At 67.9% G+C, this 24172-nt stretch carries 23 protein-coding genes and 2 pseudogenes; 12 read left to right on the top strand and 13 right to left on the bottom strand.

The genetic code is table 11. The features are described from left to right. Positions 1-35: 35 nt before the first annotated feature. From AC1MFL_RS19165 to AC1MFL_RS19155, 3 genes and pseudogenes are all read right to left on the bottom strand, one after another. Positions 36-656: pseudogene (locus AC1MFL_RS19165) on the bottom strand (energy-coupling factor transporter transmembrane component T family protein); the annotation flags it as partial. Then, positions 653-1333 (bottom strand): annotated as a pseudogene (locus tag AC1MFL_RS19160) (energy-coupling factor ABC transporter ATP-binding protein); the annotation flags it as partial. The pseudogenes AC1MFL_RS19160 and AC1MFL_RS19165, both read right to left, overlap by 4 nt. Positions 1334-1431: 98 nt before the next feature. Continuing rightward, entirely contained in the window at positions 1432-2127 is a 696-nt protein-coding gene (locus AC1MFL_RS19155) for a biotin transporter BioY (RefSeq protein WP_479812040.1), read from the bottom strand. A 322-nt stretch (positions 2128-2449) separates the two neighbouring features. On the opposite strand from AC1MFL_RS19155, the gene AC1MFL_RS19150 reads away from it, so the two are divergent. After that, the gene (locus AC1MFL_RS19150) at positions 2450-4048 is read left to right on the top strand and encodes an ABC-F family ATP-binding cassette domain-containing protein (protein WP_479812038.1); all 1599 of its coding nucleotides are present in this window, start codon (positions 2450-2452) and stop codon (positions 4046-4048) included. A gap of 36 nt (positions 4049-4084) precedes the next feature. On the opposite strand, the gene AC1MFL_RS19145 is transcribed toward AC1MFL_RS19150, so the two are convergent. Genes AC1MFL_RS19145 through AC1MFL_RS19130 form a run of 4 tightly spaced genes read right to left on the bottom strand, consistent with a single transcriptional unit; the run spans position 4085 to position 6177 of the window. Next, a complete protein-coding gene (locus AC1MFL_RS19145) occupies positions 4085-4561 on the bottom strand; it encodes a YbaK/EbsC family protein (RefSeq protein WP_479812036.1) in 477 nt (158 codons plus the stop codon). Positions 4562-4564: 3 nt separating this feature from the next. Further along, on the bottom strand, positions 4565-5443 hold the full coding sequence (locus tag AC1MFL_RS19140; protein ID WP_479812034.1) for an SURF1 family cytochrome oxidase biogenesis protein: 879 nt from the start codon (positions 5441-5443) through the stop codon (positions 4565-4567). Further along, a complete protein-coding gene (locus AC1MFL_RS19135) occupies positions 5444-5692 on the bottom strand; it encodes a hypothetical protein (RefSeq protein WP_479812032.1) in 249 nt (82 codons plus the stop codon). It lies immediately after the preceding gene. Beyond that, positions 5689-6177 carry a DUF3099 domain-containing protein gene (locus tag AC1MFL_RS19130; RefSeq protein ID WP_479812030.1) on the bottom strand — a complete coding sequence of 163 codons (489 nt, stop codon included), beginning with the start codon at positions 6175-6177 and terminating at the stop codon, positions 5689-5691. The genes AC1MFL_RS19135 and AC1MFL_RS19130 overlap by 4 nt, the downstream gene beginning before the upstream one ends. Positions 6178-6329: 152 nt before the next feature. On the opposite strand from AC1MFL_RS19130, the gene fabG reads away from it, so the two are divergent. Then, positions 6330-7055 (top strand): 3-oxoacyl-ACP reductase FabG, encoded by a 726-nt coding sequence (gene fabG / locus AC1MFL_RS19125; RefSeq protein ID WP_301231331.1) that lies wholly within the window; start codon positions 6330-6332, stop codon positions 7053-7055. Positions 7056-7167: 112 nt separating this feature from the next. Here the strand turns inward: fabG and AC1MFL_RS19120 are convergent, their stop codons facing one another. After that, positions 7168-8886 (bottom strand): HNH endonuclease signature motif containing protein, encoded by a 1719-nt coding sequence (locus tag AC1MFL_RS19120; protein WP_479812029.1) that lies wholly within the window; start codon positions 8884-8886, stop codon positions 7168-7170. A 303-nt stretch (positions 8887-9189) separates the two neighbouring features. Between AC1MFL_RS19120 and AC1MFL_RS19115 the strand changes: the two genes are divergently transcribed. Further along, positions 9190-9609 (top strand): Hsp20/alpha crystallin family protein, encoded by a 420-nt coding sequence (locus AC1MFL_RS19115; protein WP_479812027.1) that lies wholly within the window; start codon positions 9190-9192, stop codon positions 9607-9609. Between the two features lie 94 nt (positions 9610-9703). Here AC1MFL_RS19115 and AC1MFL_RS19110 read toward each other — a convergent pair whose 3' ends face one another. Then, positions 9704-10069: a DUF5655 domain-containing protein gene (locus AC1MFL_RS19110; RefSeq protein WP_479812025.1), complete on the bottom strand. Its 366-nt coding sequence runs from the start codon at positions 10067-10069 to the stop codon at positions 9704-9706. A gap of 207 nt (positions 10070-10276) precedes the next feature. Between AC1MFL_RS19110 and AC1MFL_RS19105 the strand changes: the two genes are divergently transcribed. Beyond that, a complete protein-coding gene (locus AC1MFL_RS19105; RefSeq protein ID WP_479812023.1) occupies positions 10277-11029 on the top strand; it encodes an SDR family oxidoreductase in 753 nt (250 codons plus the stop codon). Positions 11030-11100: 71 nt separating this feature from the next. On the opposite strand, the gene serB is transcribed toward AC1MFL_RS19105, so the two are convergent. Continuing rightward, positions 11101-12006, bottom strand: a complete 906-nt coding sequence (gene serB, locus AC1MFL_RS19100) for a phosphoserine phosphatase SerB (protein ID WP_479812021.1) — start codon at positions 12004-12006, stop codon at positions 11101-11103. A 145-nt stretch (positions 12007-12151) separates the two neighbouring features. Between serB and AC1MFL_RS19095 the strand changes: the two genes are divergently transcribed. The 5 genes from AC1MFL_RS19095 to lplAB all read left to right on the top strand — a co-directional run bounded on the left by AC1MFL_RS19095 (position 12152) and on the right by lplAB (position 16257). Then, positions 12152-12937, top strand: coding sequence for an ABC transporter ATP-binding protein (locus tag AC1MFL_RS19095; protein WP_479812019.1), 786 nt, complete (start codon positions 12152-12154; stop codon positions 12935-12937). Between the two features lie 18 nt (positions 12938-12955). Further along, positions 12956-13741, top strand: coding sequence for a sulfite exporter TauE/SafE family protein (locus AC1MFL_RS19090; protein ID WP_479812017.1), 786 nt, complete (start codon positions 12956-12958; stop codon positions 13739-13741). Between the two features lie 83 nt (positions 13742-13824). Continuing rightward, positions 13825-14634 carry a TrmH family RNA methyltransferase gene (locus AC1MFL_RS19085; protein ID WP_479812015.1) on the top strand — a complete coding sequence of 270 codons (810 nt, stop codon included), beginning with the start codon at positions 13825-13827 and terminating at the stop codon, positions 14632-14634. Between the two features lie 135 nt (positions 14635-14769). Then, on the top strand, positions 14770-15027 hold the full coding sequence (locus tag AC1MFL_RS19080) for a type B 50S ribosomal protein L31 (RefSeq protein ID WP_024365679.1): 258 nt from the start codon (positions 14770-14772) through the stop codon (positions 15025-15027). 123 nt (positions 15028-15150) lie between these two features. Next, the gene (lplAB, locus tag AC1MFL_RS19075; RefSeq protein WP_479812013.1) at positions 15151-16257 is read left to right on the top strand and encodes a lipoate-protein ligase LplAB; all 1107 of its coding nucleotides are present in this window, start codon (positions 15151-15153) and stop codon (positions 16255-16257) included. A gap of 7 nt (positions 16258-16264) precedes the next feature. Here lplAB and pepN read toward each other — a convergent pair whose 3' ends face one another. Further along, positions 16265-18862: an aminopeptidase N gene (gene pepN / locus AC1MFL_RS19070; RefSeq protein ID WP_479812011.1), complete on the bottom strand. Its 2598-nt coding sequence runs from the start codon at positions 18860-18862 to the stop codon at positions 16265-16267. A 4-nt stretch (positions 18863-18866) separates the two neighbouring features. Then, positions 18867-19844 (bottom strand): YeiH family protein, encoded by a 978-nt coding sequence (locus tag AC1MFL_RS19065; RefSeq protein WP_479815576.1) that lies wholly within the window; start codon positions 19842-19844, stop codon positions 18867-18869. A 248-nt stretch (positions 19845-20092) separates the two neighbouring features. Here AC1MFL_RS19065 and AC1MFL_RS19060 point away from each other — a divergent pair, with 248 nt between their 5' ends. The 3 genes from AC1MFL_RS19060 to AC1MFL_RS19050 all read left to right on the top strand — a co-directional run bounded on the left by AC1MFL_RS19060 (position 20093) and on the right by AC1MFL_RS19050 (position 23499). Then, positions 20093-21649 carry a circularly permuted type 2 ATP-grasp protein gene (locus tag AC1MFL_RS19060; protein WP_479812009.1) on the top strand — a complete coding sequence of 519 codons (1557 nt, stop codon included), beginning with the start codon at positions 20093-20095 and terminating at the stop codon, positions 21647-21649. Positions 21650-21724: 75 nt separating this feature from the next. Next, positions 21725-22651: an alpha-E domain-containing protein gene (locus tag AC1MFL_RS19055; protein ID WP_479812007.1), complete on the top strand. Its 927-nt coding sequence runs from the start codon at positions 21725-21727 to the stop codon at positions 22649-22651. Next, positions 22648-23499 carry a transglutaminase family protein gene (locus AC1MFL_RS19050; protein ID WP_479812005.1) on the top strand — a complete coding sequence of 284 codons (852 nt, stop codon included), beginning with the start codon at positions 22648-22650 and terminating at the stop codon, positions 23497-23499. Before AC1MFL_RS19055 ends, AC1MFL_RS19050 begins: the two co-directional genes overlap by 4 nt. A 114-nt stretch (positions 23500-23613) precedes the next feature. On the opposite strand, the gene AC1MFL_RS19045 is transcribed toward AC1MFL_RS19050, so the two are convergent. Then, on the bottom strand, positions 23614-24114 hold the full coding sequence (locus AC1MFL_RS19045; RefSeq protein ID WP_479812003.1) for a pyridoxamine 5'-phosphate oxidase family protein: 501 nt from the start codon (positions 24112-24114) through the stop codon (positions 23614-23616). Positions 24115-24172 lie beyond the last annotated feature (58 nt).

Below are 24172 nucleotides of genomic sequence, written 5' to 3'. Positions count from 1 at the left end.
GTCTCGGGTTCGGGACCGGACCATGTCTCGGCCTCGGTCTCGACGTCGCCCAGGCCGCGCGCGGCGAGGGCGTCGCCGGTCTGCCGGGCGAAGGCCACGGTGGTGATGAAGACCGGGAGGATCAGGGCGCGGGGGTTGCGTTCCAGGCCGCGGGCCCGGGCGGAATCCCGGACGTCGCTGTAGGCACCGGCGATGAACGGGATGCTGCGCAGCATAATGGCGATCGTCAGCGCGAAGCGCTCCGGATCCGCGCCGAAGCTTCGGAACGGCCGCGCCAGGGAAGCCACCCCGTCCAGCAGCCGCTGCACCGGCGTGGTGGCGGTGAGGATCGATGCCGCAACAATGCAGACCAGCACGTTGAGCACAATCCGCGCCGCGGTGGGTCCGCCGAGCTGCCACCACTGGAACAGCCCGATCATCGCCAGGACCGGCAGCACGGGCCGCACCGCCCGGAACAGCCTCCGCAGGCCCGCGCCGCTGAGCAGGAACAGGGTACACATCACGGCCAGGGCCGCGGCCGCTGCGGCCCAGTCCACGATCAGGAACGACGCCATGCCGCAGCCGAGGACGAGCAGGAACTTTAGCCACAGCGGCGCGCGGTGCAGCAGGGAGTTGCCCGGCACGTAGTTGGCCAGCAGGAATCCGTGGCCGCTCACGGCCGCTCCGGCTGCCGCTGCACCAAATGCAGATTCTCCGGGGCCGGCCGGTCCCCGGCCGCGCCGGACGAAGAGAGCCCCGCCGCGCAGAGCGCCCGGTAATGCGCGACGGCGGCGGGCGGGCCGCCGTCGAACACCACCGCACCGGCGTCGACCACCAGCACCCGGTCCAGGTCCAGGGCGAGCTCAAGGTCGTGGGTGGAGAGGATGACCTGCTGGCTGAGCCCGGCCAGGGTGCGGCGCAGCAGTTCCCTGTTGCGCAGGTCCAGCAGGGTGGACGGCTCGTCCAGGACCAGCACTTCGGGGTCCACTGCGAGGACGGCGGCGAGGGCAAGGAGCTGGCGCTCCCCGCCGGAAAGCTCGTAGATGCTCTGGTCGGCCAGTGCCAGCAACCCGAAACGGTCCAGGGTCGCCTCCGCCTGGCGGCTGCGTTCCCGGCCGTTCCGGACAGACCGCCGGAGCGACAGTTCCACGTCCTCCCGCCCGGTCGGCATCACCAGCTGGGACAGCGGATCCGTGAAGACGAAGCCGACGCGCCGTCGGACTTCCCGCACCGCCCGGACCGTGTCCCACCTGTCCACCGTGACGGTGCCGCTGCTGGGCGCCACGAGTCCGTTGAGGAGCCGCAGCAGGGTGGACTTGCCGGAACCGTTGGCCCCGATCACGCCGATCCGCTGCTCGGTGAGCCGCAGGGTCAGCTCCTCAAGCAGGGTCTTGGGCGCGGGGCGGCCGTCGACGGCCACCCGCACAGCAGCCCGGTCCAGCACGATGGTGCTCACGGCCGGTGATCCACCTTGGCGTCGGCGGTGTGTGTGGCGGCCGCAGGGGTGACAGCCGCTCCGGTCCGGACCCGGCGGACCAGCAGATCCGGAAACGCCTTATGCAGCGCCAGCGCAACGGTCACGGCAAGTGCGTTCTTGATCACATCCCCGGGGTAAAAGACCAGGTCGGCGAGGAACGCCTTGGAGAAGTCCAGCTTCGCGTTGACCATCATGCCAAGGATGCCGAGGCCGTGGACGAAGATGATGCTGCTCACCATCGCCGCGGCGAACAGCAGGACCGCGCGGACCTTGCCGGGACGGCCCGCTGTGCGGCGCAGCACGACGACGGTCAGCCAGCCCACGGCGGCCGCCGCACCCACGAAGCCGACGATGTAGCCCGCCGACGGACCGGCCAGGACACCGAGCCCGCTGCGCCCGCCGCTGAAGATCGGCAGCCCGGCAAGTCCGAGGAGCACATAGAGCCCGACGGCGGCGAAGGCCCTGCCGGGGCCCAGGGCAAGGCCCGTGAGCATCACGGCGAGCGTCTGCACCGTGATGGGGACACCCATCCCGCCCACCGGTATGGCGGCAATCAGGGCGGATCCGGCCACGAGCGCGGCGAAGACGGCGATCAGCCCCAGGTCGGTGGCGTTCCAGCGGCTCCGCTGCCGGGCGGGGGTGGCGGCAATGCTGCCGTCGGTCTTCGTCATGGGAGATCCAATCGCAAGTAAATGGGGGACTGCTGCTGATTCCGACTCTACGAGCATGCGGGGAGGCGTTTTTTGTAGGTGCCCTACTAAGCAGGGCCGCGCCAGCTGGAGGCCCACACCAAAGGCGCCCGGGCGGACCCCGGCACTGTCCGGGCGGCGCCGTCGTCGTCCGTCGATTCCCGCCAACGGCGGGAGCTTGTCATCAGGCGGATGCTGGACCGGTAGACTTGGAGAGGCCGTTCTCTCGGCCGCACTGCCCCGGCCCCCTCCAGATTCCACCGTTGTGCCGCGGCGTTCCCTGTTGTGAAAGGCCTTAGCTGCATTGATTACCGTCCAGGATCTCGAACTGCGCGCCGGCGCCCGCCTCCTTATGGACCAGGTGAGCTTCCGGATCGACAAGGGAGACAAGATCGGCCTTGTGGGCCGTAACGGTGCAGGCAAGACCACACTGACCCGGGTACTCGCGGGCGAAGGCCTGCCCGCCGGCGGCAAGGTCACGCGCAGCGGCGAGATCGGTTACCTGCCGCAGGATCCCCGGACCCCGGACATGGAGCAGCTGGCCCGTGACCGGATCCTGTCCGCCCGGGGCCTGGACGTCGCCGTCAACAAGCTCAAGCAGACCCATGAGGACATGGCCAGCGACGACGCCGAGGTCCAGCGCAAGGCGATGAACCGCTACGACCGGCTCGAGTCCGAGTTCCTGGCCGCCGGCGGCTACGCGGCCGAGGCCGAGGCCGCGGCGATCTGCTCGAACCTGGCGCTCCCGGACCGTCTGCTGAACCAGCCGCTCAAGACCCTTTCCGGTGGACAGCGCCGACGTGTGGAGCTGGCCCGCATCCTGTATTCGGACGCCGAAACGATGCTCCTCGATGAGCCCACCAACCACCTCGACGCCGACTCCATCACCTGGCTACGGGAATTCCTGCGGAACCACCAGGGCGGTCTGATCGTGATCAGCCACGACACCGAGCTTCTGGAAGCCACCGTCAACAAGGTCTTCCTGCTGGATCCCAACCGCGCCCAGATCGACTTCTACAACATGGACTGGAAGCGCTACCTCCAGCAGCGCGAAACGGACGAGAAGGCCCGCAAGCGGGAGCGCGCCAACGCGGAGAAGAAGGCCCAGGTCCTCTTCGACCAGGCCAACAAGATGCGCGCCAAGGCCACCAAAGCCGTCGCCGCGCAGAACATGGCCAAGCGCGCCGAGCGTCTCCTCGGTGGGCTCGAGGCCGTGCGTGCCACCGACCGCGTGGCAGCCCTGCGCTTCCCGGACCCGTCACCCTGCGGCAAGACCCCGCTCACCGCGGACGGACTCAGCAAGTCCTTTGGCTCGCTGGAAATCTTCACCGACGTGGACCTGGCCATCGACCGCGGCTCCAAGGTGGTCATCCTGGGCCTCAACGGCGCCGGCAAGACCACCCTCCTGCGCATGCTGGCCGGCGTTGACAAGCCGGACACCGGCGAGGTCGTGGCTGGCCACGGCCTGAAGGTGGGCTACTACGCCCAGGAGCACGAGACGCTGGACGTGGACCGCACCGTGCTGCAGAACATGCGCTCCTCCGCCCCGGACATGAACGACGCGGAAGTCCGCAACATCCTGGGCTCGTTCCTGTTCTCGGGCGACGACGTCGACAAACCCGCCGGTGTGCTGTCCGGCGGCGAGAAGACCCGGCTGGCCCTGGCCACCATCGTGGCTTCGAGCGCAAATGTGCTGCTCCTCGACGAGCCCACAAACAACCTCGACCCGGCCAGCCGCGCCGAAATCCTCGGGGCCCTGAGCAACTACACGGGCGCCGTCGTCCTCGTGAGCCACGACGAAGGCGCCGTCGCCGCACTGAACCCCGAGCGCGTCGTGCTGCTGCCCGACGGCATCGAGGACCACTGGAACGAAGACTACCTGGACCTGATTACGCTGGCCTAGGCTGCCCACGCCACCCGCGCAGAGGGCTTCCTCTCGCTAGCGAACGGGCATCTCCACCGCGTCTGTAATCCGGCGCAGCTCCCCATAGCTGATGGAGAACATCGAGTGGTGGTCTCCTGCTCCGGCCCAGAGGACCTCGTGGAATTTCAGCGACTCGTCCAGCAGCGTCTTGATCTTCTCGGGATGACCGACCGGGGCCACTCCGCCTACCTCCTGGCCGGTGTGTTCCAGGACGAACCCGGGGGAGGCGCTGCGGATCTTTCCGGCGCCCAGCTGAGCGGCGACCTTTCGGACATCCACCCGCGCGGCGCCGCTGGCCAGGATCAGCAGCGGTGAGCCCCCGACGTCGAACACTAGGCTGTTGGTGATCGCGGCAACGCCGCAGCCCAGCGCGGCGGCCGCCGCAGCCGCCGTCGGGACTTTCGAATCAAGGACCGTCACGGTGTCCTCCGCGCCAAGGGCGGAGAGCGCGTGCTTCACCCGGACCACGGGCTCCGAAAACACCGTGGCCATCCCTCAGAACCCCTGGGCGTCCAGGATGGCGTCTTCTTCTTCCTCGGCGGTCGCGTTCTTCCGCTGACGGGGAACCGGGCGGCGGCGGGCCACCGGGCCGCTGGAGTGCATGAAGCCGCCGTCGGTCTCTGCCGTCTCGGCGTCTTCGGCGTCTATGGCAGCGTTTCGCGCCTGCTGACGGGCCGCGTACCCGAAGCCGATGAACATCAGCACCCCGAAGGCGAACCATTGCAGCGAGTAGGACAGGTGGGTGCCCTCATCGGTGGTCGGCTTGGGGAACGGGAAGGGCATGTCTGCCACCGCCGGGCTCTCTGACGCGAGCTGGGCGTAGGCGCCGGTCAGCAGGGGGTAGCCCAGCTGGCCGGAATAGGCGGCAAGGTCGATCGAGGCCAGCTGGCCGTCCGGGGCGCCGCGCTGAAGGGCAGGCTCAGCCGGTTTGAGCCGGGCAACGACGGTCACCGGGCCCGTCGGGGGCGCGGGAACCGAATCGGGGCTGCCCGGATTGTTGTTGCCGATCGGCAGCCAGCCTCGGTCGATGACCACGGTCTCACCCGAGTCCACGCGGAAGGGAACCACGACTTCGTAGCCGGGCTGGCCGTTGAGCGGCCGGTTGCGGACGATACGCTGCCCGGCGACGTCGTAACTGCCCTTGAGTTCCACCTGGGTCCACTCCCGTTCCGCCGCGAGCGAGCGGAACTGGTCCTTGACCATGGCAAAGGGGACGGGCGTGGCCGAATAATTGGAGGTGACGCGGTTGATCTCGGCCAGCGTCTCGGCGCGGCGGTCCATCTGCCAGCGGCCCAGTCCGACGCAGGCGGCCGCAAAGACGGCGGCCAGCACCAGGTAACCGAGCCACTTCCTGGAAAAGAGAAAACGGTACATTCAGTTTGCCCTGCCTGCCGGGTCCAGCGCCACGGTGTCCTTCCAGAGCCCGCGGGTCTGCAGATAGTCCTCGAGCCAGGCCCGGTGCTCTCCACAGGCCAGCCAGATCTTCCGCCGTTCGGGGGTGTGGATCTTTGGGTTGTTCCAGAGCAGCTGCCATTCGGCGCCGCTCCGGCACGCTTTGCGGGAGCACAGGGCTTCCGCCGGTCCGGCTGTGCCGCCGTTGCCAGTGAGGTCAAGAAGGTTCATGATGCTGCCCGTCCGTGGTCGCCATCGTCGTCGTGTCCGCCCGGGGCGCCGCCCTCTTCCTTCGGGACGTCCTCATCCTCGACGAGTTCGCCCTGCAGCAGCGTCAGCGACGGGTCGTCCGACACCGTCTCAGCCGAGTCACCGGGCCCGGCAGCCGGCGCATCGATCTGCGCCAGCGGTGCGTAATCCAGCAACGAATCCGCGTGGACTTCCGCCTTGTCACTGCCGTTGGCGATGACGACGGCAAACCAGGGCAGGAACACGGCCCCGATCACCGGGAGGATCTTCAGCCAGCCGTCCACCACAAAAATCAGGATCAGGCACACCATGCGGATACCCATCGCCACGGCGTACTTGACCATCCGCTGGCGCATCTCTTCGGAGTGTGCGGCGGCGGCGTCCGTAATGCTGTGAACCTCGGAATCACCGGAGGGTAGGTCCGGGTTCCCGGGCACAGGTACACCGGGTCTGTTTTTGAGTGTCAAGGCTGTCAGATCACGCTCCCAAGGCTTAAGGCAATTCTCTCACCATCGGCAGAGCCGCCCAAACGGGGCGGTGCCGGGCGCTAAGATCGGAGGCAGGAAAAATCCAGCCCACAGCGCGGCGCCGTCCCGCCGCAGAATTCCGGAGCTCCACTATGACTGAAACAGCAACCACCGGCCGCAGTGTTCTGATCACCGGCGGAAACCGCGGAATCGGCCTCGCCATCGCCGAAGCCTTCCTCGCCAACGGCGACAAGGTAGCCGTCACCTTCCGCAGTGAATCGGCGCTCCCGGAGGGCATCCTCGGCGTCAAAGCCGACGTCACGGACGAGGCCTCTGTAGACGCCGCATTCACTCAAGTGGAAGCCGCCCATGGCGCAGTGGAGGTACTGGTGGCGAACGCCGGCATCACCAAGGACACCCTTCTGATGCGGATGAGCGAGGATGATTTCACCTCGGTCATCGACACCAACCTCACTGGTGCCTTCCGTGTGATCAAGCGGGCGTCCAAGGGCATGATCCGGGCCCGCAAGGGCCGCGTGGTGCTGATTTCCTCCGTCTCCGGCCTCTATGGTGCGCCCGGCCAGATCAACTACTCGGCGTCCAAGGCCGGGCTCGTCGGCATCGCACGCTCCCTGACCCGCGAACTGGGTTCCCGCGGCATCACCGCGAACGTGGTGGCTCCCGGCTTCATCAACACCGACATGACGGCAGAACTGCCCGAAGCAACCCAGAAGGACTACCTGTCGAAGGTTCCTGCCGCCCGCTTCGCGGAAGCCTCGGAGGTCGCCAACGTGGTCCGCTGGATCGCGAGCGACGAAGCCGCCTACATCTCCGGCGCCGTCATCCCCGTCGACGGCGGCCTCGGCATGGGTCACTAAGGAACGCCACCTCCACCGCCCCCGCCTGAAACTGGTCCTCGGCGCGGACACATCAGGCCCAGGTGTGTCACCAGCGCGGTGCTGCTACCGCGCTGGAACGGCGTGCAATTGTTCACGCGAAGTGGATCAAGAAGGATTCCCGGCGTGGGTCCACAAAGGACTCTGTCCAGTCTTGGTCTTCCGGATCTTCCGGCTCGTTGGCGGATAACTCGTGCTCGACCATGAACAGGTACCAGTCCGGGACGGGGTCCTCGGGGAGTGCCTGGTCGGGATCCGGGCCGGGGTCCATGGGCAAGCCTTGGTCCAGGAGTGCGTCTCCGTCCATATCTGCGTCCGTGTCCGTGTCCGTGTTCGCGTCGGTGGGTGTGGTCAGGAGGCCGGGTGGCCAGTGGGGTGGCCAGTGGGGTGGTTCCCAGTCCTGTTCTTCGCTGGGGTAGTACCGTCCCGAGGGTGAGGTCCAGCCGGGTGGTTTGTCTTTGCTGGCCCCGGAGGGTGTCCACGCCGAGCCGTGTTTGAGTCTGTGGTGTCTGGGGCAGGGCTGTCCGAGGTTGGAGATCCCGGTGGTGCCTCCGTCGGCCCAGGCCAGGAGATGGTCCGCATCGTTGTCCAGCGAGGCGTTGTTGCAGCCCGGGAACGGGCACTTCCCGTCGCGCAGGCGCAGCCACCGGCGCTGGGCCTTGGTGAGGCGGTAGCGGGTCCGGCCGATTTCCATCGGGGCCCCGTCCCGCGGGTCGGTCAGGACCCGGTAGAACGACCCTGCACCCTCGGCGATGAGGCGCCGGGCCATCGAGGGCGGGATCGGCCCGTACCCGTCCAGGACCGCCGGCTCCCCGGTGACACCCAGCAGGGACAGGACCGGGACAGTGATCAGGACCTGCGCCCGCGGCACCGGAACATCCCCGCACCCGGCCCTCGTGTGCCCGCCCAGCCCGGTGCCGGCGAGAAGCAGGGTCGCGGCGATGTCGGCGCGCAGCTGGGCCAGGGTGCGGGCCTCGTCCGGGCCCTGCAGGGCCCGGGCGGCCGCGGTGGTCCGGTCCCAGATCCCCGCGGCGGTATCCGCCGGCAAGTACGCGGAGAACCAGGCCATCCCGTCCCGGTCCGGGAGGAACTCCACCCGCCGGTCCGCGGCACCCTTGGTATGGCGGTGTTCGATGCTGACGGGGTGGTGGCGTTCCCGCCAAACACGTGTTTTGGCCCGGAACCGTCCCGGGACAAGCTCCCCGGCCGGACACCCACGGGCCGGGTTCGGTGCGTGCGCGTCCAGGAAGTGCGCTTCCAGCCCGGCCGCCCCGGCCCGGTCCAGGTTGGTGGTTTCATCGACCATGATCCGGGCGTGCTGCCAGGAAATCGTCCCGGCCTGCAGCGCCGCCAGGGTCAGCGGCAGAGACGTGGTCAGCGCCTGGCAGTCGCCCAGGAACGCATCCGCGGTCCGTTCGCTGACGGTCAGGACACCGGCGACCTCCGCGGTCACGGCCATATCCTGGACGGAGTCCAGCAACGACGCCGGCGTCAGGGCCCTGGTGGCCTGCACGTATTCCGCGGCCAGCCGCACCTTCAACGCCGCCGTCCCCGCCTCCAGCCGCGCCACCCCCGCCAACGCATCCAGGCAATCATCGGCCAGATCCCGCAACGGATCGATGCCCCGGAACGGATCCGTGTCCCGGACGGCCACCGCATCCCGAAGCAGGTCCGCGTCCCGCAGGGCATCGGCGCCCGGAAGCTCCGGGCAGTCAACACCGGCCCCGATGAAGGCAGCAAGCGCAGCCGTGGACGCCGAGACAGCCGCCACGGCCGCCCTGCTCTCCACACTCCAGGATGTGCTGCTTCCCATGCTTTCAGAATAGAACGGGCCACCGACAAAATTTCGGCATCGGCCGCGTAGCGGTGCGACGCCGGAACGGACAACACCCCAAGGAGTGCCCGTCTGCAAAAGACGGGTGTCCGGGTCGTTGTGTCCGAAGCCTCAGGTTCCCCCCGCATGCCGACGACGGCGGGGGCCGGCCTGCGCTGTCCGACCACCCTGGTGCGGCAAACGATGGGACTTTCAGCCCTGCGCACCAGATGCGCCCGGGTATGTAATGGGGCTACAGCCCTGACCACACAAAGGCAAGGGCATGGATCCGGGAGGACAATCATGGCTGAACTTAACAAGTGGGTGCCGTCGGACGTGCTGGAGCCGATCAAGCGTTTCCTCGACGGCGACCTGACAATGACACCGTCCATCAAGGTGGAGCAGTTCCTCGACGGAACCACTTTGGTGGTGCGCGCTGAGGTTCCGGGGATCGATCCGGACAAGGACGTCGACGTCTCCGTCAGTGAGGGCATGCTTCACATCAGCGCGGAACGCGAGGAAAAATCCGAGCATAAGAGCAAGGACGGCTACCGCTCGGAGTTCCGCTATGGCTCTTTCGCGCGCAGTGTTGCGCTGCCGCCCGGTGCCAAGGAAGAGGACATCACCGCGACGTACAAGGACGGCGTTCTTGAGGTCCGCGCGCCAGCACCGGTGACTGCCCCGGAGACCACGACCAAAAAAATCAGGATCGAGCACATGTAGCAACAGACGCCCCCGGCGGGCGGACAGAATCGGTCCGTCCGCCCCGTTATGTCTCCTAACGGGGCCACCCGGCGTCCGGCGCCCGGAACCGGCGTCAGCCCGCTGCCGCGCGGGCTTCACGCAGCCATTCGGCAACCTCGGCGTCGAGTTCCTCTTCGTCGTGAAGCTCCAGATGGTGCATCCACAGGCCGGGGGAGGGACTCACTACCTCCTTGAACCTGGCCGAGTCGATGCGCCGCGGCAGGGCAATCGACAGTACGGCGGGCACTTCGGAGGCCAGATAACGGCCGGGCCACCAGACGTACGCGTAGCCGCGCCTGCCACGGAAGGCCACCTGGCTTTTCGTCGCCCGGATCGCCGGCGGGGTGTGCGCGGCCAGCATCCTCTCCACCGCACGGAAGAGTTCCAGGCCGCGGGGGGAGCCGCTGAAGACCAGCTCCGGGGTGGATTCCCCGCTCACGCCCCGCGGCACCGGGTCTCCTGATGCACAGCCTCCCGGCGACTGCCGCGCGGAGCTTCCATGCCGGCGAGCCTGCCACCGCTGGCCGGGCCGCCACTAGGCTGCCGCGGCTTCTTTGTGGAACACGAACAACGGAAAACCACTGCACCGCTGGCATGATGGACTGCAGACCCACCGTTTTTGGACGTTTGGAACAAAGGAGCTCGTATGGGACTGCTGGACAACAAGACCGCAATCGTGACCGGTTCATCGAGGGGCATCGGCGCTGAAGTCGCCAAGTTCCTCGCCGCCGAGGGCGCCGCCGTCGTCGTCAACTACCGCCAGAAGGCACCCCGCGCCAACAAGGTTGTTGCGGAGATCGAGGCGGCCGGCGGCCGTGCCGCTGCCGTCGGGGCCGACCTCACCACCCAGGAAGGCGTCCAGGCCCTGGCCAGCGCCGCGATGGAGAACTTCGGCTCGCTCGACGTCCTGGTCCTCAACGCCTCCGGCGGGATGGAATCCGGCATGGCGGAGGACTACGCGCTCAAGCTCAACCGCGACGCGCAGATCAACATGCTCAACGCTGCCGTGCCGCTGATGCCCGAGGGCTCCCGCGTGGTCTTCGTGACGAGCCACCAGGCCCACTTCATCAACACGGTGCCCACCATGGAGAACTACGAGCCGGTGGCACGCAGCAAGCGCGCTGGGGAGGACGCACTCCGCGAACTTATTCCGAACCTTGCCGAGAAGGGCATCTCCCTGGTCGTCGTCTCCGGCGACATGATTGAGGGCACCGTCACCGCCACCCTGCTGGACCGCTCCAACCCGGGCGCCATCGAGGCCCGCCGCGCCGAGGCCGGACGCTTGTACTCGGTCAAGGAGTTCGCCGCGGAGGTCGCCAAGATGGTCACCGCCGACGTCGAGAGCGGCCACACTGAGTACGTCGGCGGGGCCGACTACTTCGACAAGAGCAACAACTAAGCACCAGCGTTATCTACGGATCACATGGAAGGCCGGGGCTGTTGCCCCGGCCTTCCGTGTGATGCCCCGCCTCAGACGCCGGCGATGTACCGGACGGCGTCGAGGTACGGCAGGTTCACTGCGGCATCGGCCACCGCGCGGACAGCAGGCTTGGCGTTGAACGCCACACCGATCCCCGCCGCACCGAGCATGTCCAGATCGTTGGCGCCGTCGCCGACAGCAATCGTGTGCTCCATCGGGATGCCTTCCCTGGCGGCCCACTCGCGCAGGTACTTCTCCTTCGCCGCCCGGTCAATCACCTCGCCGATGACCTTTCCGGTCAGTGCGCCGTCGGCGATTTCGAGTTCGTTGGCAACCCAGTACTTGAGGCCCAGGCCCTCCGCGATCGGGCGAAGGATCTGGTTGAAGCCGCCGGAGACCACGGCCACCACATGCCCGGCCGCCTGGAAGGCGGCCACGAGCTCCGCCGCCCCGAGGCTCAATTTCACTTCGGCTCGGACGGAATCGATGACGTCGGCCGGCAGCCCTGCGAGCACGGCCACCCGCGCATGCAGGCTCTGGGCGAAGTCCAGCTCCCCGCGCATGGCGGCCTCAGTCACGGCCGTCACCTCTTCACGTTTGCCCGCATAGGCGGCCAGGAGCTCTATCACTTCCTGCTGGATCAGGGTGGAGTCCACGTCCATGATGAGGAACTTCCGCTGCGCACTGCGCAGGGCGGCCGGGACGATTGCCGTGTCCACTCCGGCCGGGCTCTGGGCTGCCGCCGTCCGGCGCAGTTCGGCCAGCGCCGCCGAGTGATCCGGGGTGGAGTCCGGGTCAAAGCTGCCGTCAGCGGTGTAGACCTCGAAGCGGGCGTCTCCCGTGCGGGCTTCTGTCTCCAGCGCGAGTCCCGCTGCGTTGAGCAGCGACCGCAGCTGCTGCACCTCGGGAAGGGTCAGTTTCGGGGCATAGCTCACTGCAGTCACGTTCAGGGTCATGGGTGCAATCCTAGCGATCCGGCAAAGGAGGCCCCGAATTCGTTGCGCTCCGGTGACGCACCCGGCCGCCCGTCAGCGCGCACCCGGCACGGCTCCTGGGTTCCGGTTATCAGTCATCCGTTGTTTTGTCCTAGTGTCTACTCCTATGAGTGATGTTCTTGAATTGGCCGCCGTCAGCGTTGTACGTGGGGCGAAGACGCTCCTGGACAAGGTCGACTGGCAGGTCCGGGAAGGCGAGCGTTGGGTGATCCTGGGTCCCAACGGCGCCGGCAAGACCACTCTGCTGCAGGTGGCGGCCGCGCGGATCCACCCGACGAGCGGGATGGCGGGCATCCTTGAGGAGATTCTTGGCGCCGTCGACGTCTTCGAACTCCGGCCGCGGATCGGCCTGTCCTCGGCCGCGCTGGCCAACCAGATCCCGGAACACGAAAAGGTCCTCAACGTCGTCGTGACGGCCGCGTACGGCGTCACCGGGCGCTGGCGCGAGGGCTATGAGAAGGACGACGAACGCCGAGCCTTCGCCCTGCTGAACGAGTGGGGCATGGGACCGCTGCTCAACCGGCCGTTCGCCTCGCTCTCCGAGGGGGAGCGCAAGCGCGTCCAGATCGCCCGGGCACTCATGACGGACCCGGAACTGCTGCTCCTCGACGAACCTGCCGCCGGACTCGATCTGGGCGGCCGCGAGGACCTCGTGCACCGGCTCAGTGAACTCGCCCGCGACGAGGCGGCCCCCGCCATCGTCCTGGTCACCCACCACCTCGAAGAGGTGCCGCCGGGATTCACCCACGCCATGCTGCTGCGCGACGGCGGCGTGGTCGCCCAGGGCCCGATCGAAAATGTCCTCACCGCCGGGAATCTGAGCGAGACCTTCGGGCTGCCGCTGGATGTCAGCGTCACCGCCGGCCGGTACACGGCCACCGCGCGCCGCTGAGCCGGCCGCTGACCGCGCATGGAGTTCCTCAATAGCGTCCTCATTTTCTTCGCCGGGCTCTGGGCCGGCACCATCAACAGCGTTGTCGGTTCCGGCACCCTGGTGACCTTCCCGGTGCTGATCGCCCTCGGCTACGCACCGGTCACCGCGTCCATCAGCAACGCGATGGGGCTGGTCGCCGGCAATGCCGCCGGAGCCTGGGGCTACCGCAAGGAGCTGAAGGGTCGCGGCAACCAGCTGCTCAAGCTGCTGCCCGCCTCGCTGCTGGGCGGCATCACCGGGGCCTACCTGCTGCTGCACCTCCCCGAGAAGGTCTTCTATTACGCCGCCCCCGTCCTGATCGTGCTCGCACTGCTGATGGTGGCCTTCCAGCCCCGGCTGCAGCAGTGGGTCCGGAACCGGGAGCAGAACCCCGAGCACGCCATCCGGGACCGCCGCCACGGCATCATCCTCGTGGTCCTCGTGTACCTTGCCGGCGTGTACGGCGGCTACTTCGTCGCGGCGCAGGGCATCCTGCTGGTCGGGATCCTGGGCATCTTCATGACGGGGACCATCCAGAACGCCAACGCCATGAAGAACATCCTGGTTCTGGGCGTGAACGTCGTGGCCGCGGCCTCCTACCTGCTTTTCGCCTTCGGCCGGATCGAATGGCCCGTCGTCGGGCTGATCGCGGTGAGCTCGCTGATCGGCGGCCTGGTCGGCTCCAAGGTCGGCCGCCGGCTGTCCCCGGTGGTCCTGCGCGGCGTCATCTTCGTCCTGGGCCTCGTCGCCCTGGGCTTCATGATCGCCAACCTGTTCAAGTGACCCGTTCCGGCGACCTGTTCAAGTGACCCGTTCCGGCGACCTGTTCCAATGACCGCTCACATCACCGCTGAAACGGCCTCCCCATGACCTTCCACCGCCTTGACTCCGCCGACGACCCCCGTGTCTCCGACTACACCCGGCTGACCGACGTGCACCTGCGCAAACTCCGGGAACCCGCCGAAGGCATGTACATCGCGGAGTCCTCCCGGGTGCTGCGGCGCGCCCTTGCCGCAGGACACCGGCCGCGCTCCTTCTTTCTCGCGGAAAAATGGCTGGACGACCTCGCTGACGTCTTTGAACAGTTCCCGGATGTCCCCGCGTACATCGGTTCCGCCGCGCTGCTGGAGGACATCACCGGCTTCCATCTGCACCGCGGCGCCATGGCGGCCATGCAGCGGCCGGAACCTGTGCCGCTGCACGAGCTTCTCGCCGGGGCACGCCGGGTCGCCGTCCTGGAGGACATCGTGGACCACACCAACGTCGGCGCGATCTTCCGCTCCGCCGCGGCCCTGGGCGTCGACGCCGTCCTCGTCTCGCCGCGCTGCGGGGACCCGCTGTACCGGCGCAGTGTCCGGGTCAGCATGGGGACGGTGTTCCAGGTGCCCTGGGCCCGGCTGGAGGACTGGCCGGCAGCATTGCAGCGGCTCCGCGGGCAGGGCTTCACGGTGGCCGCCATGGAGCTCACCGACGACGCCGTGGACCTCGATGAGCTGGCGGCCCGCCGGCCGGAGAAGCTCGCACTCGTGCTCGGCACCGAGGGCGCCGGGATGAGCGCGGCCACCCTCGCCGCCGTCGACCTCGCCGTGAAGATCCCCATGCGTGCCGGCGTTGACTCGCTCAACGTCGCCGCGGCGTCCGCCGTCGCCTTCTGGGAGTTGCGCCCGCGCGACTGACCGCGCCGCTGGTCAGGCGGCGGGGGCACCGACTTTCCGCTATGATTGATAGCTGGCCGTCCGGTGCATTCCGCCGGCCATCCCATTCATACCTGGCAACTGGCAAAATCCAGTTGTGCGAACAAAGGTCCAATTATGAAGTCTGATACTCACCCGAAGTACGAAGCTGTTGTTTTCAACGACCTGGCTTCCGGCGTCAAGTTCCTGACCAAGTCCACCGTGTCTTCCAAGAAGACCATTGAGTGGGAAGACGGAAACACCTACCCGGTCATCGACGTCGAAATCTCCTCCGAGTCGCACCCGTTCTACACGGGCAAGCAGCGCATCATGGACTCTGCAGGCCGCGTCGAGCGCTTCAACGCTCGCTTCAAGGGCTTCGGCGGCAAGAAGTAACTTCTTCTCCCCAAGGTCTTTTGGAAAAGCCCGCACCGGTGACGGTGCGGGCTTTTTGCGTCCTGCGCTGAACCGCTCCGTGCGGCAACTCCGGCGGGGCCGCTGCGTGGCAGGATTAAGGCCATGACATCCCTTCCCCCGGTCCCCGGCTCCAGCAGCACTGACGACGGCGGCGCCCGCCACCACGGGGAGTACAAGGTCCCCGGCGGAAAACTTGTCGTCGCCGATCTCGACGTCGTCGGCGGTGTGCTCGCGAACGTCTCGCTCAGCGGGGACTTTTTCCTTGAGCCGGACGAGGCACTGCCGGTGATCAACCGGGCGCTCACGGGCCTCCCGGCGGACGCCACCGCCGCGGATCTCTCCGCCGCAGTGTCGGCGGCGCTGCCCGCCGGAGCCGTCCTGTTCGGATTTTCGGCCGACGCCGTGGCGGTCACCGTCCGGCGCGCCCTCGCGAAGGCCACCGGCTGGGCAGACCACCACTGGAACATCATTGCGCCCTCCGTGCTGCCCACCCACGTGAACGTCGCCCTGGACGAGGTCCTGACTGAAGAGGTCGGCGCAGGGCGACGGAACCCGACCCTGCGCTTCTGGGACTGGGAGGAACCGTCAGTGGTGATCGGCAGCTTCCAGTCCGTCCGCAATGAGCTCGACCCCGCCGGCGTCGAACGCCACGGCATCAGCGTGGTCCGCCGGATCAGCGGCGGGGGAGCGATGTTCATGGAGGCCGGCAACTGCATCACCTATTCGCTGTACCTCCCGCAGACCCTGGTGGACGGCCTCAGTTTCGCCGACTCCTACGGCTTCCTGGACGCCTGGGTGATGGCGGCCCTCGAGAAGATGGGGATCAACGCCTTTTACGTGCCGCTCAATGACATCGCCACGGAGCAGGGCAAGATTGGCGGCGCCGCGCAGAAGCGGCTCGCGAACGGCGGCATGCTGCACCACGTGACCATGAGCTACGACATCGACGCGGACAAGATGGTGGAGGTCCTGCGGATCGGCAAGGAGAAGCTCTCCGACAAGGGCACCCGGAGCGCCAGGAAGCGGGTGGATCCGCTGCGGCGCCAGACCGGACTGGCTCGGGCCGAGATCGTTGCGGCCATGATGGAGGTCTTCGCTGAACGCTATGCGGCGACGCCCTCGGAGCTGACCGAGGCTGAGCTCGCCGCCGCCCACCACCGGGTCTCGGCCAAGTTTGGCACGCCGGAGTGGCTGCACCGGGTGCCCTGAAGCCCGTCTATAGGGCCTGGGCCTTGAGTGCACGGTGCAGGTGGCTGCGCTGTTCGATGATGATGCGGCGCAGCGCCCGCGGGGCCTCCTTGTGCCCGGCCAGCCAGTGGTCCGTCCGCACGATCACGGGGTGCGTTTCCGGGCTGCCGCCGTCCAGGTCCTGCCCTGCCGGGTAGAGCCCGCGGACGATCCGGCTGGCGATTTCGATGCTCCGCCCTGCCCACACCTCCTCCAGGCGCTCAAAATAGGGTTCAATGAATCCCCGCAGCAGCGGCGCCGGCCCCGTGTTGAAACCGGCGATCGTGGCGCTGAGCAGCTGGTTGGACAGCGAGGTCCCGTGCACCGCCTCCTGCCAGGCTGCTTCCTTGACGGCCGGATCGGGGCGGGCAGCGAGGGTGGTGGCATGCCCGGATTTGCCAGCCGCGGTGTTGTCCCGGAGCCGCTCCCCGTTAAGCTCGGCGACGGTGGCTTTCCCGTTGGAGGCCAGGGCATGCCAGAGGTTCCAGCGGAGTTCTGCGTCCACGGACAGGCCCGCAATGACCGTGCTGCCGTCCAGGATGCCGCGGAGAAGGTCCAGCCGGCTGCCGTCGAAGCGGCTGCTCGCGGCGAGCGTGCGCGCCCACGCCAGCTGCTGGTCGGAGCCGGGTGCGGCCCGGTGCAGCTCATCGGCCGCGAGGGCCAGGAAACCCAGGCGGACGCCGGCCCTCCCGGCCACGGGCACGTAGCGTTCGATCGCCATGGATGCGTTGCCCAGGACGTTCAGCAGCACGCCGATGCCGGATTCCGTGGGGCCGAAACGCTGGACGGCGTCGACGTAGCGGGCCGCGGGTGTGGCGGCGTCCCGGGCCGAATCCCAGAGTGCGGTCCAGCAGAGGGCCCGCGCCATCGGATCGCTGAGCGCGCCCAGGGAGCTCCGCACGGTGGCTTCGGAGCGGGGGTCCAGCCGGACCTTGGCGTAGCTGAGGTCATCGTCGTTGATCAGCATCAAGGCAGGCCGGGCCTTGCCGGACAGGGCGGGAACCTCGGTCCGTGCCCCGCTGATATCGGTCTCGATGCTGTCGGTGCGGACCAGGGCCCCGGCGACGTGCTCGTAGAGGCCGATCCTCAGCCGGTGCGGCCGCGGCTCCTGCCGGCCCGTTGCCGGGTCCTCGGCGTCCTGGATGACGGTGACTGTGCCGAGGACGCCGTTGCGCTCCTCGATCTCGCTGCTGAGGGTGGAAATGCCGGCGGTCTGCAGCCACTGGCGCGCCCAGTCCGCGAGGTCCCGGCCGGAGGCGTCGCTGAGCGCGGCCAAAAGGTCAGCCAGCGTGGTGTTGCCGTAGGCGTGGTCCTTGAAGTACTGGCGCGAGCCGGCAACGAAGGCCTCGAACCCCACGTAGGCGACGAGCTGCTTGAGGACCGAGGCGCCCTTGGCGTACGTGATGCCGTCGAAGTTCTGTTTGGCGGCTTCAAGGTCGGGAATGTCGGCGACGATCGGGTGCGTGGTCGGCAGCTGGTCCTGCACGTAGGCCCAGGCCTTGCGGTTGTTGGCGAAGTTCACCCACGCCGTCGCCCAGTCCGTGGTGCGGTCCACGCCGAGGGTCCCCATGTAGTCCGCAAAGGACTCCTTGAGCCACAGATCGTCCCACCACTGCATGGTGACGAGGTCGCCGAACCACATGTGCGCCATCTCGTGCAACAGGGTAGTGGCGCGGGCCTGGTACTGCGAATCGGCTGCGCGGGAGGTGAAGACGTAGCCTTCCGTGAAGGTCACCAGGCCGGGGTTCTCCATGGCGCCGAGGTTGTACTCGGGCACGAACGCCTGGTCGTATTTGCCCCACGGGTAGGGAAAGTCGAAGAGTTCATTGAAGAAGTCCAGGCCGTTCCGGGTGAGGGTGAAGAGTGCGTCGGGGTCGAAGGACGGCGCCATCGAGGCGCGGCAGTAAAGGGCCAGCGGGACCTCCAGCCGGGTGCCGTCGTCGAGCGTCGTGCTCCAGGAGTCCTCGGCCCTGAAATACGGGCCGGCCAGCACCGTCGTGATGTAGGTGGACATGGCCTTGGTGGGGGCGAAGTCCCAGCGGCTCGAGCCCGGGTCGCTGGTGAGGAGCGTCCGCCGGGTTTCGATGCCGTTGGAGGACACCTGCCAGGCCGAGGGCGCCGTGACGTGGAAGGTGAATTCCGCTTTGAGGTCGGGCTGTTCGAAATTGGCGAAGACCCGGCGGGCGTCGGCGGGCTCGTACTGGGTGTACAGGTAGCACTGGCCGTCGGCGGGGTCGAAGAAGCGGTGCATGCCTTCGCCGGAAGTGCTGTACAGCGCGGTGCCCGTGACCGTGACCTGGTTCTCCGTCTGGAGCCCGTCGAGCCGGATCCGGGAACCGTCCACGACATCGGCGACGGCGAGTTCCTGACCGTTGAGGATGACACTGTGCACCTCGCTGCTGATGAAGTCCAGGAACGTCGCGGACCCTGGTTCGCCGGCGGAGAAGTTGATGACGCTGCGGCTCGTGTAACCGGCGACCTTCGGATCCGCCGCCTGCCGGACGTCCAGGGAGACGTCGTAGCTGTAAGTGGTGATCAGGGCTGAGCGGGTGGCGGCTTCATCGCGGCGCAGGTTCTGGTTCGACACCCCGCTATCTAATCATGAGGAACGCGGCGCCCAGCCCCAGCCCGGCGATCAGCAGCCAGGACGCGAGCGCCGCCAGGAGGGCGCGCGTTCCGGTGTGCAGCAGCTGGCGCACCCGTACGGCCGAGCCGAGGCCGAACAGCGCCATCCCCAGCAGAATGTCCTGCAGCACGGCGGCGGCGTCGAGGACGGCGGGGGCGAGCCAGCCGGTGGTGCGCAGGGCTGCCAGCGCGACGAAGCCGAGCACGAACAACGGGACGAGGGGCGGCCGCTTCAGTCCGTCGCCGGCGTCGGTGCTGCTGCGGTGGTGCAGCGCTGCGGCGGCGACGATGGGCGCCAGCAGGATCACCCGGGTTAGTTTCACGACGACGGCGACAGCCAGCGCCGTGGCCCCCGCGGTCTGCGCGGTGGCCACCACCTGTCCGACGTCGTGGACGGAGGCGCCGGCCCAGGCACCAAACACTTCGGGGCTGAGCCCCAGCGGGCGGATAAGCAGCGGCAGCACACCGATGGCGAGGGTGCCGCACAGGGTCACGAGGGCCACCGGGAGCACGGTGTCGGGCTGCCGGATCCGGCGCACCGCGGCCATCGCCCCGATGGCTGAGGCCCCGCAGATGGAAAAGCCGGTGGCAATCAGCAGCGAGACCGGCGGCGGCAGGCGGAAGAGCCTGCTGATCACGTACGTTCCGGCGAAAGCGGCCAGGACCACCCCGGTGATCAGCAGCAGCGCGGGCCAGCCGAGACCGAGCACGTCCACGAGACTGACCTTCAGGCCCAGCACCACGATCCCGGCGCGCATCAGGTGCTTGCCGGCGAAATCCAGGCCCGTCCGGCCCGGTCCGGCGGTCCAGCCGGCCAGCCCCGGAACATTGGCGGCGAGGAGCCCGGCTGCCACCGCCAGCGTCATGGCCGGGAGCACAGGAACCAGGGAGTGGACGGCAAGGGCCAGCACGACGGCGGCCGCGGCGGCCAGCAGGCCAGGCAGCAGGTCCGGCAGCGGCCTGCCGCCGGACAGCGGCCTGCCGCCGGACAGCGGCTTGAGAGTAAACGGGGGCACCCAACTACCTTGCCGCAACGGCCCGGAAAAGCCGCCATCGGCGCGGTGGCCGGCAGCTTCTGCGCCCTGCCCCGCACCCCTGCGGCCGGCAGCGGTCGTTGCCGGCTGCCCGCCGCCGCCACGCTGCCGGGGGCTCGGAAATGATTTCGCAACAAAAAGGTGGTTGTCTAGTGACCATGTCTGACCTATTCCAGGATTACTCCGTGGCCGCCGAACGATCCGGCGCCTACGACGAGATGTTTACCCCCGGGCAACAGGCCCGGAAGTCGTACGGCCAGGTTGCCGACGCACTGCGTGAACTTTCCCTTGCTGATGTCACTGCCCGCGCCGACTCGATGGCCCGGACCTTCCTGGACCGGGGCGTCACCTTCGACTTCGCCGGGGAAGAACGGCCTTTCCCGCTCGATATCGTGCCCCGGATTATCCCGGCCGATGAGTGGGCGGTGCTGGAGAAGGGCGTGGCGCAGCGTGTCCGGGCGCTTGAGGCGTTCCTCAACGATGTCTACGACAAGATGACCGTGGTGACAGACGGCGTCATCCCGCGCCAGCTGGTCACCACCAGCGCCCACTTCCACCGCCAGGTGCACGGCTTCGAGCCGGCAGGGGGCGTCCGCGTCCATATTTCCGGCATCGACGTCGTCCGCGACGCTGCGGGGACCTTCCGCGTCCTGGAGGACAACGTCCGCGTCCCCTCCGGTGTCAGCTACGTCCTGGAGAACCGCCGGGCGATGGCCAAGGGCCTGCCCGAGGCCTTCGGCCAGCAGCTCATCCGGCCGGTCGAAGAGTACCCCCGCCGGCTGCTGTCCGCCCTGCGCAAGACGGCACCATCCGGCGTCGACGACCCCACTGTGGTGGTCCTGACCCCAGGTGTCTTTAACAGCGCCTACTTCGAGCACACCCTGCTCGCCGGCCTGATGGGCGTGGAACTCGTCGAAGGGCGCGACCTCATCTGCCGCGGCAACCGCGTCTACATGCGCACCACCGCGGGGGAGCAGCGCGTGGACGTGATCTACAAACGCATCGACGACGAGTTCCTGGATCCGCTGCAGTTCCGCGCCGACTCCATGCTCGGCTGCCCGGGCCTGGTCAACGCCGCCCGCGCCGGGGGAGTCACCATCGCGAATGCCGTGGGCAACGGCGTCGCCGACGACAAGCTGGTCTACAGCTACGTCCCGGACCTGATCCGCTACTACCTCAACGAAGAGCCCATGATCGCCAACGTGGACACCTTCCGGCTCGAAGAAAAAGAGGCCCGGGAAGAGGTCCTGGACCGCCTGGCCGAACTCGTGGTCAAGCCTGTGGACGGTTCCGGCGGAAAGGGCCTGGTGATTGGCCCCGACGCTTCCAAGGACGAGCTCGAGGCCCTGCGCAAGCGCGTCATCGCGGACCCCCGCGGCTGGATCGCGCAGCCGGTCCTGCAGCTGTCCACCGTGCCCACGCTCAGCGGCGACAGGTTCGGCCCGCGCCACGTGGACCTGCGCCCCTTCGCCGTCAACGACGGCGACGACGTCTGGGTCCTGCCCGGAGGCCTGACCCGGGTGGCTCTGAAGGAGGGCTCACTGATCGTGAACTCCAGCCAGGGCGGCGGCTCCAAGGACACCTGGGTCCTTGCCGATTCCCCGCAGGTCCCGGTCGAGGCCCTTCCGCGTCCGGCCATCACGGTCCGCGAACGCGTCTCCGTCTGGCCTGTGGAAAGCAACTGGCGCGACAGCCAGAAGGAGCAGCAGCAATGAGCCGCGGCACCACGTCCTGCACTTATCCGCTGACAAGCTTTTTTCAGATTTCCCATGCGCTGGAGGTAACCGCGAATGCTTAGCCGTATCGCCGAGTCACTGTTTTGGATCGGCCGCTATGTGGAACGGGCTGACGGCACCGCCCGCATCCTCGACGTCCACCTCGAGCGGCTCAACCACCTGCCGATGGAGGAACAGCGCAGCGTGGCGCAGGAACTCCTGGCCGTCATGGGCGCCCGGGCGCAGAGCGAGGACTTCGGTCTGCCCGAACTGCTCAACGCCCTCGCCTACGACAAGCAGAGCGCAACCTCCATCGCCGGTTCCCTCGGGGCGGCGCGGGAGAACGCCCGCCGGGCCCGCGAGACCGTGTCTTCCGGTCTCTGGGAGAGCCTGAACACGACGTACTACGGGCTGAACCAGCACCGCAAGGACGTCGTCGGCACCTACCGTTTCTGCAACTGGGTGCTGGAGCGCACGGCCATGGTCAGCGGCCTCGCGGACACCACGGTGAGCCACGACGAGAGCTGGCAGTTCCTGGTCCTGGGCCGCTCGCTGGAACGCGCCGACATGACCGCACGGATGCTCTCCACCCGGGATGTGCTCTCCGCGGGCATGTCGTGGGTCAACATGCTCCGCTGCGCCGGCGCGTATGAATCGTTCCTGCGGACCCGCCGGGCGGCCTTCGGCGACCAGCACGCCGCCGAGTTCCTGCTGCTGGACCGGTTGTTCCCCCGGTCCATCGTGTACGCGCTGCGGGATGCCGACGAGTGCCTTGCCATGCTGGACCCCTCGGCCCAGCGCGTCGGCTTCATCAACGACGCCCGGCGGATTGTCGGCCAGGCCCGCACCTTCCTCGAGTTCCACCGCACCGACGACCTGATGGCTGAACTGCCCGAGCACATGGAACGCGTGCAGAAGGCCGTCTCGCAGGCCTCGGACGCCATTTCCCGTAAGTACTTCAATCAGGCAGACGAACTGGCCTGGGTGGGAGAAGTTTCATGACCCGGCTAAGCATCATCCACAAGACCGCGTACAAGTACAACAAGCGGGTCACGCTCTCCTACAACGAGGCCCGCATGACCCCGCTGACGGATCCCCAGCAGGTGGTCCTGGAGTCTTCCCTGAAGGTCTCGCCCTCGCAGGCCGCCCTGAGCAGCTACCGCGACTACTGGGGCACCCGGGTCACCGGCTTCGACATGCAGATGCCGCACGAGCACCTTGAGGTGCTTTCCACCACCACCGTCGAAGTGCACCGGGCGGAACGGATCCCGGCGGAGGCGGACATCGTCGGCTGGGAGGAGCTCGGCGCCCCGGAGACCCTGAACAAGTTCAGCGACTGGATTCCGCAGTCGCAGCTCACCGGGCCGGGCACGGAAGTGCTTGGAATCATTCCCGGCGTCGTCGAGGGCCGCAACCCGCACGAAGCCGCAATGGCGGTCTTTGAATGGATGCGCGGGGAAATGACCTACATGAAGGGCTCCACCGGCGTCACCACGAACGCCGAGGAAGCCTGGAACCAGCGCCAGGGTGTCTGCCAGGACCTGGCGCACCTCGCGATCGGCGCGCTGCGCAGCCGGGGCATCCCGGCCCGCTATGTGTCCGGTTACCTGCACCCGCGGTCGACGGCGGAACTCGGCGAGACGGTTGCCGGGCAGTCACACGCCTGGCTGGAATGGTGGGACGGCGAGTGGCGCAGCTGGGACCCCACCAACCACAAACCGGCCGGCGACTTCCACGTCACCGTCGCGAGGGGCCGTGACTACCGCGACGTGCCGCCGCTGAAGGGGATCCTGTCCGGCGGCGGCGGCTCCGCCCTCAGCGTGAGCGTGGAAATCACCCGGCTGGCCTGACCTCCGGCGCCCAGCCCGCGCCCGCCGATGCGCTGTCAGTTGTTGCTGTTCTGACCCGGTTCCGCCGGTCTCAGGGCAACGCAATCTGACAGCGCATCGGTGTTTCCGCTCTTGTTATTCGAGTCCGGAGCGGGTGGCGTCGTCCAGGGGTGTCCACCAGGTCAGCGGCGGGACCACCTTGAACCGGCGACCGGTGACGGTTTCGGGGGTGATCCTGACGAAATGCTCCTTCTTGCCCGCCTGCCAGGGGAACAGCAGGAGCCCCACGGTGTCGAGGACCTCCTGCTGGTTCTGCACCGGGGCGGCCTGTCCCTTGAGCACCACGCTCCAGGCTATGCCGCTGTCCGCGTCCACGCCGTCGGCCTCCACGGCCACCGGGGTGTCGCCGGTGGCCGCCTGGAGTTTGGTGCCGTCCGCCGTGCGGAATACCAGGGAACCGTGGTCCACCTTGTAGTTGATCGGGAAGATGTCGGGGTGGTCATCCACCCACACCGCGAGCCGGCCCACGGAGACGCTGCGTAACAGCCGCCAGCATTCGTGGTGGTCAAGGTTCTCGACGTCATGTGGCCGCTGGTTTTTCTGGGGGTGTGCGCCCGGGTTCGGATCAGTACTCATGGGGCCGAGCCTACGCCAAGCCCGTGTCGCCTTGGTAGGGCAGAAGGTCACAATCCAA

The organism is Arthrobacter sp. BG3, from assembly GCF_056680185.1.
This window is presented reverse-complemented; position numbering and strand designations above follow the sequence as displayed.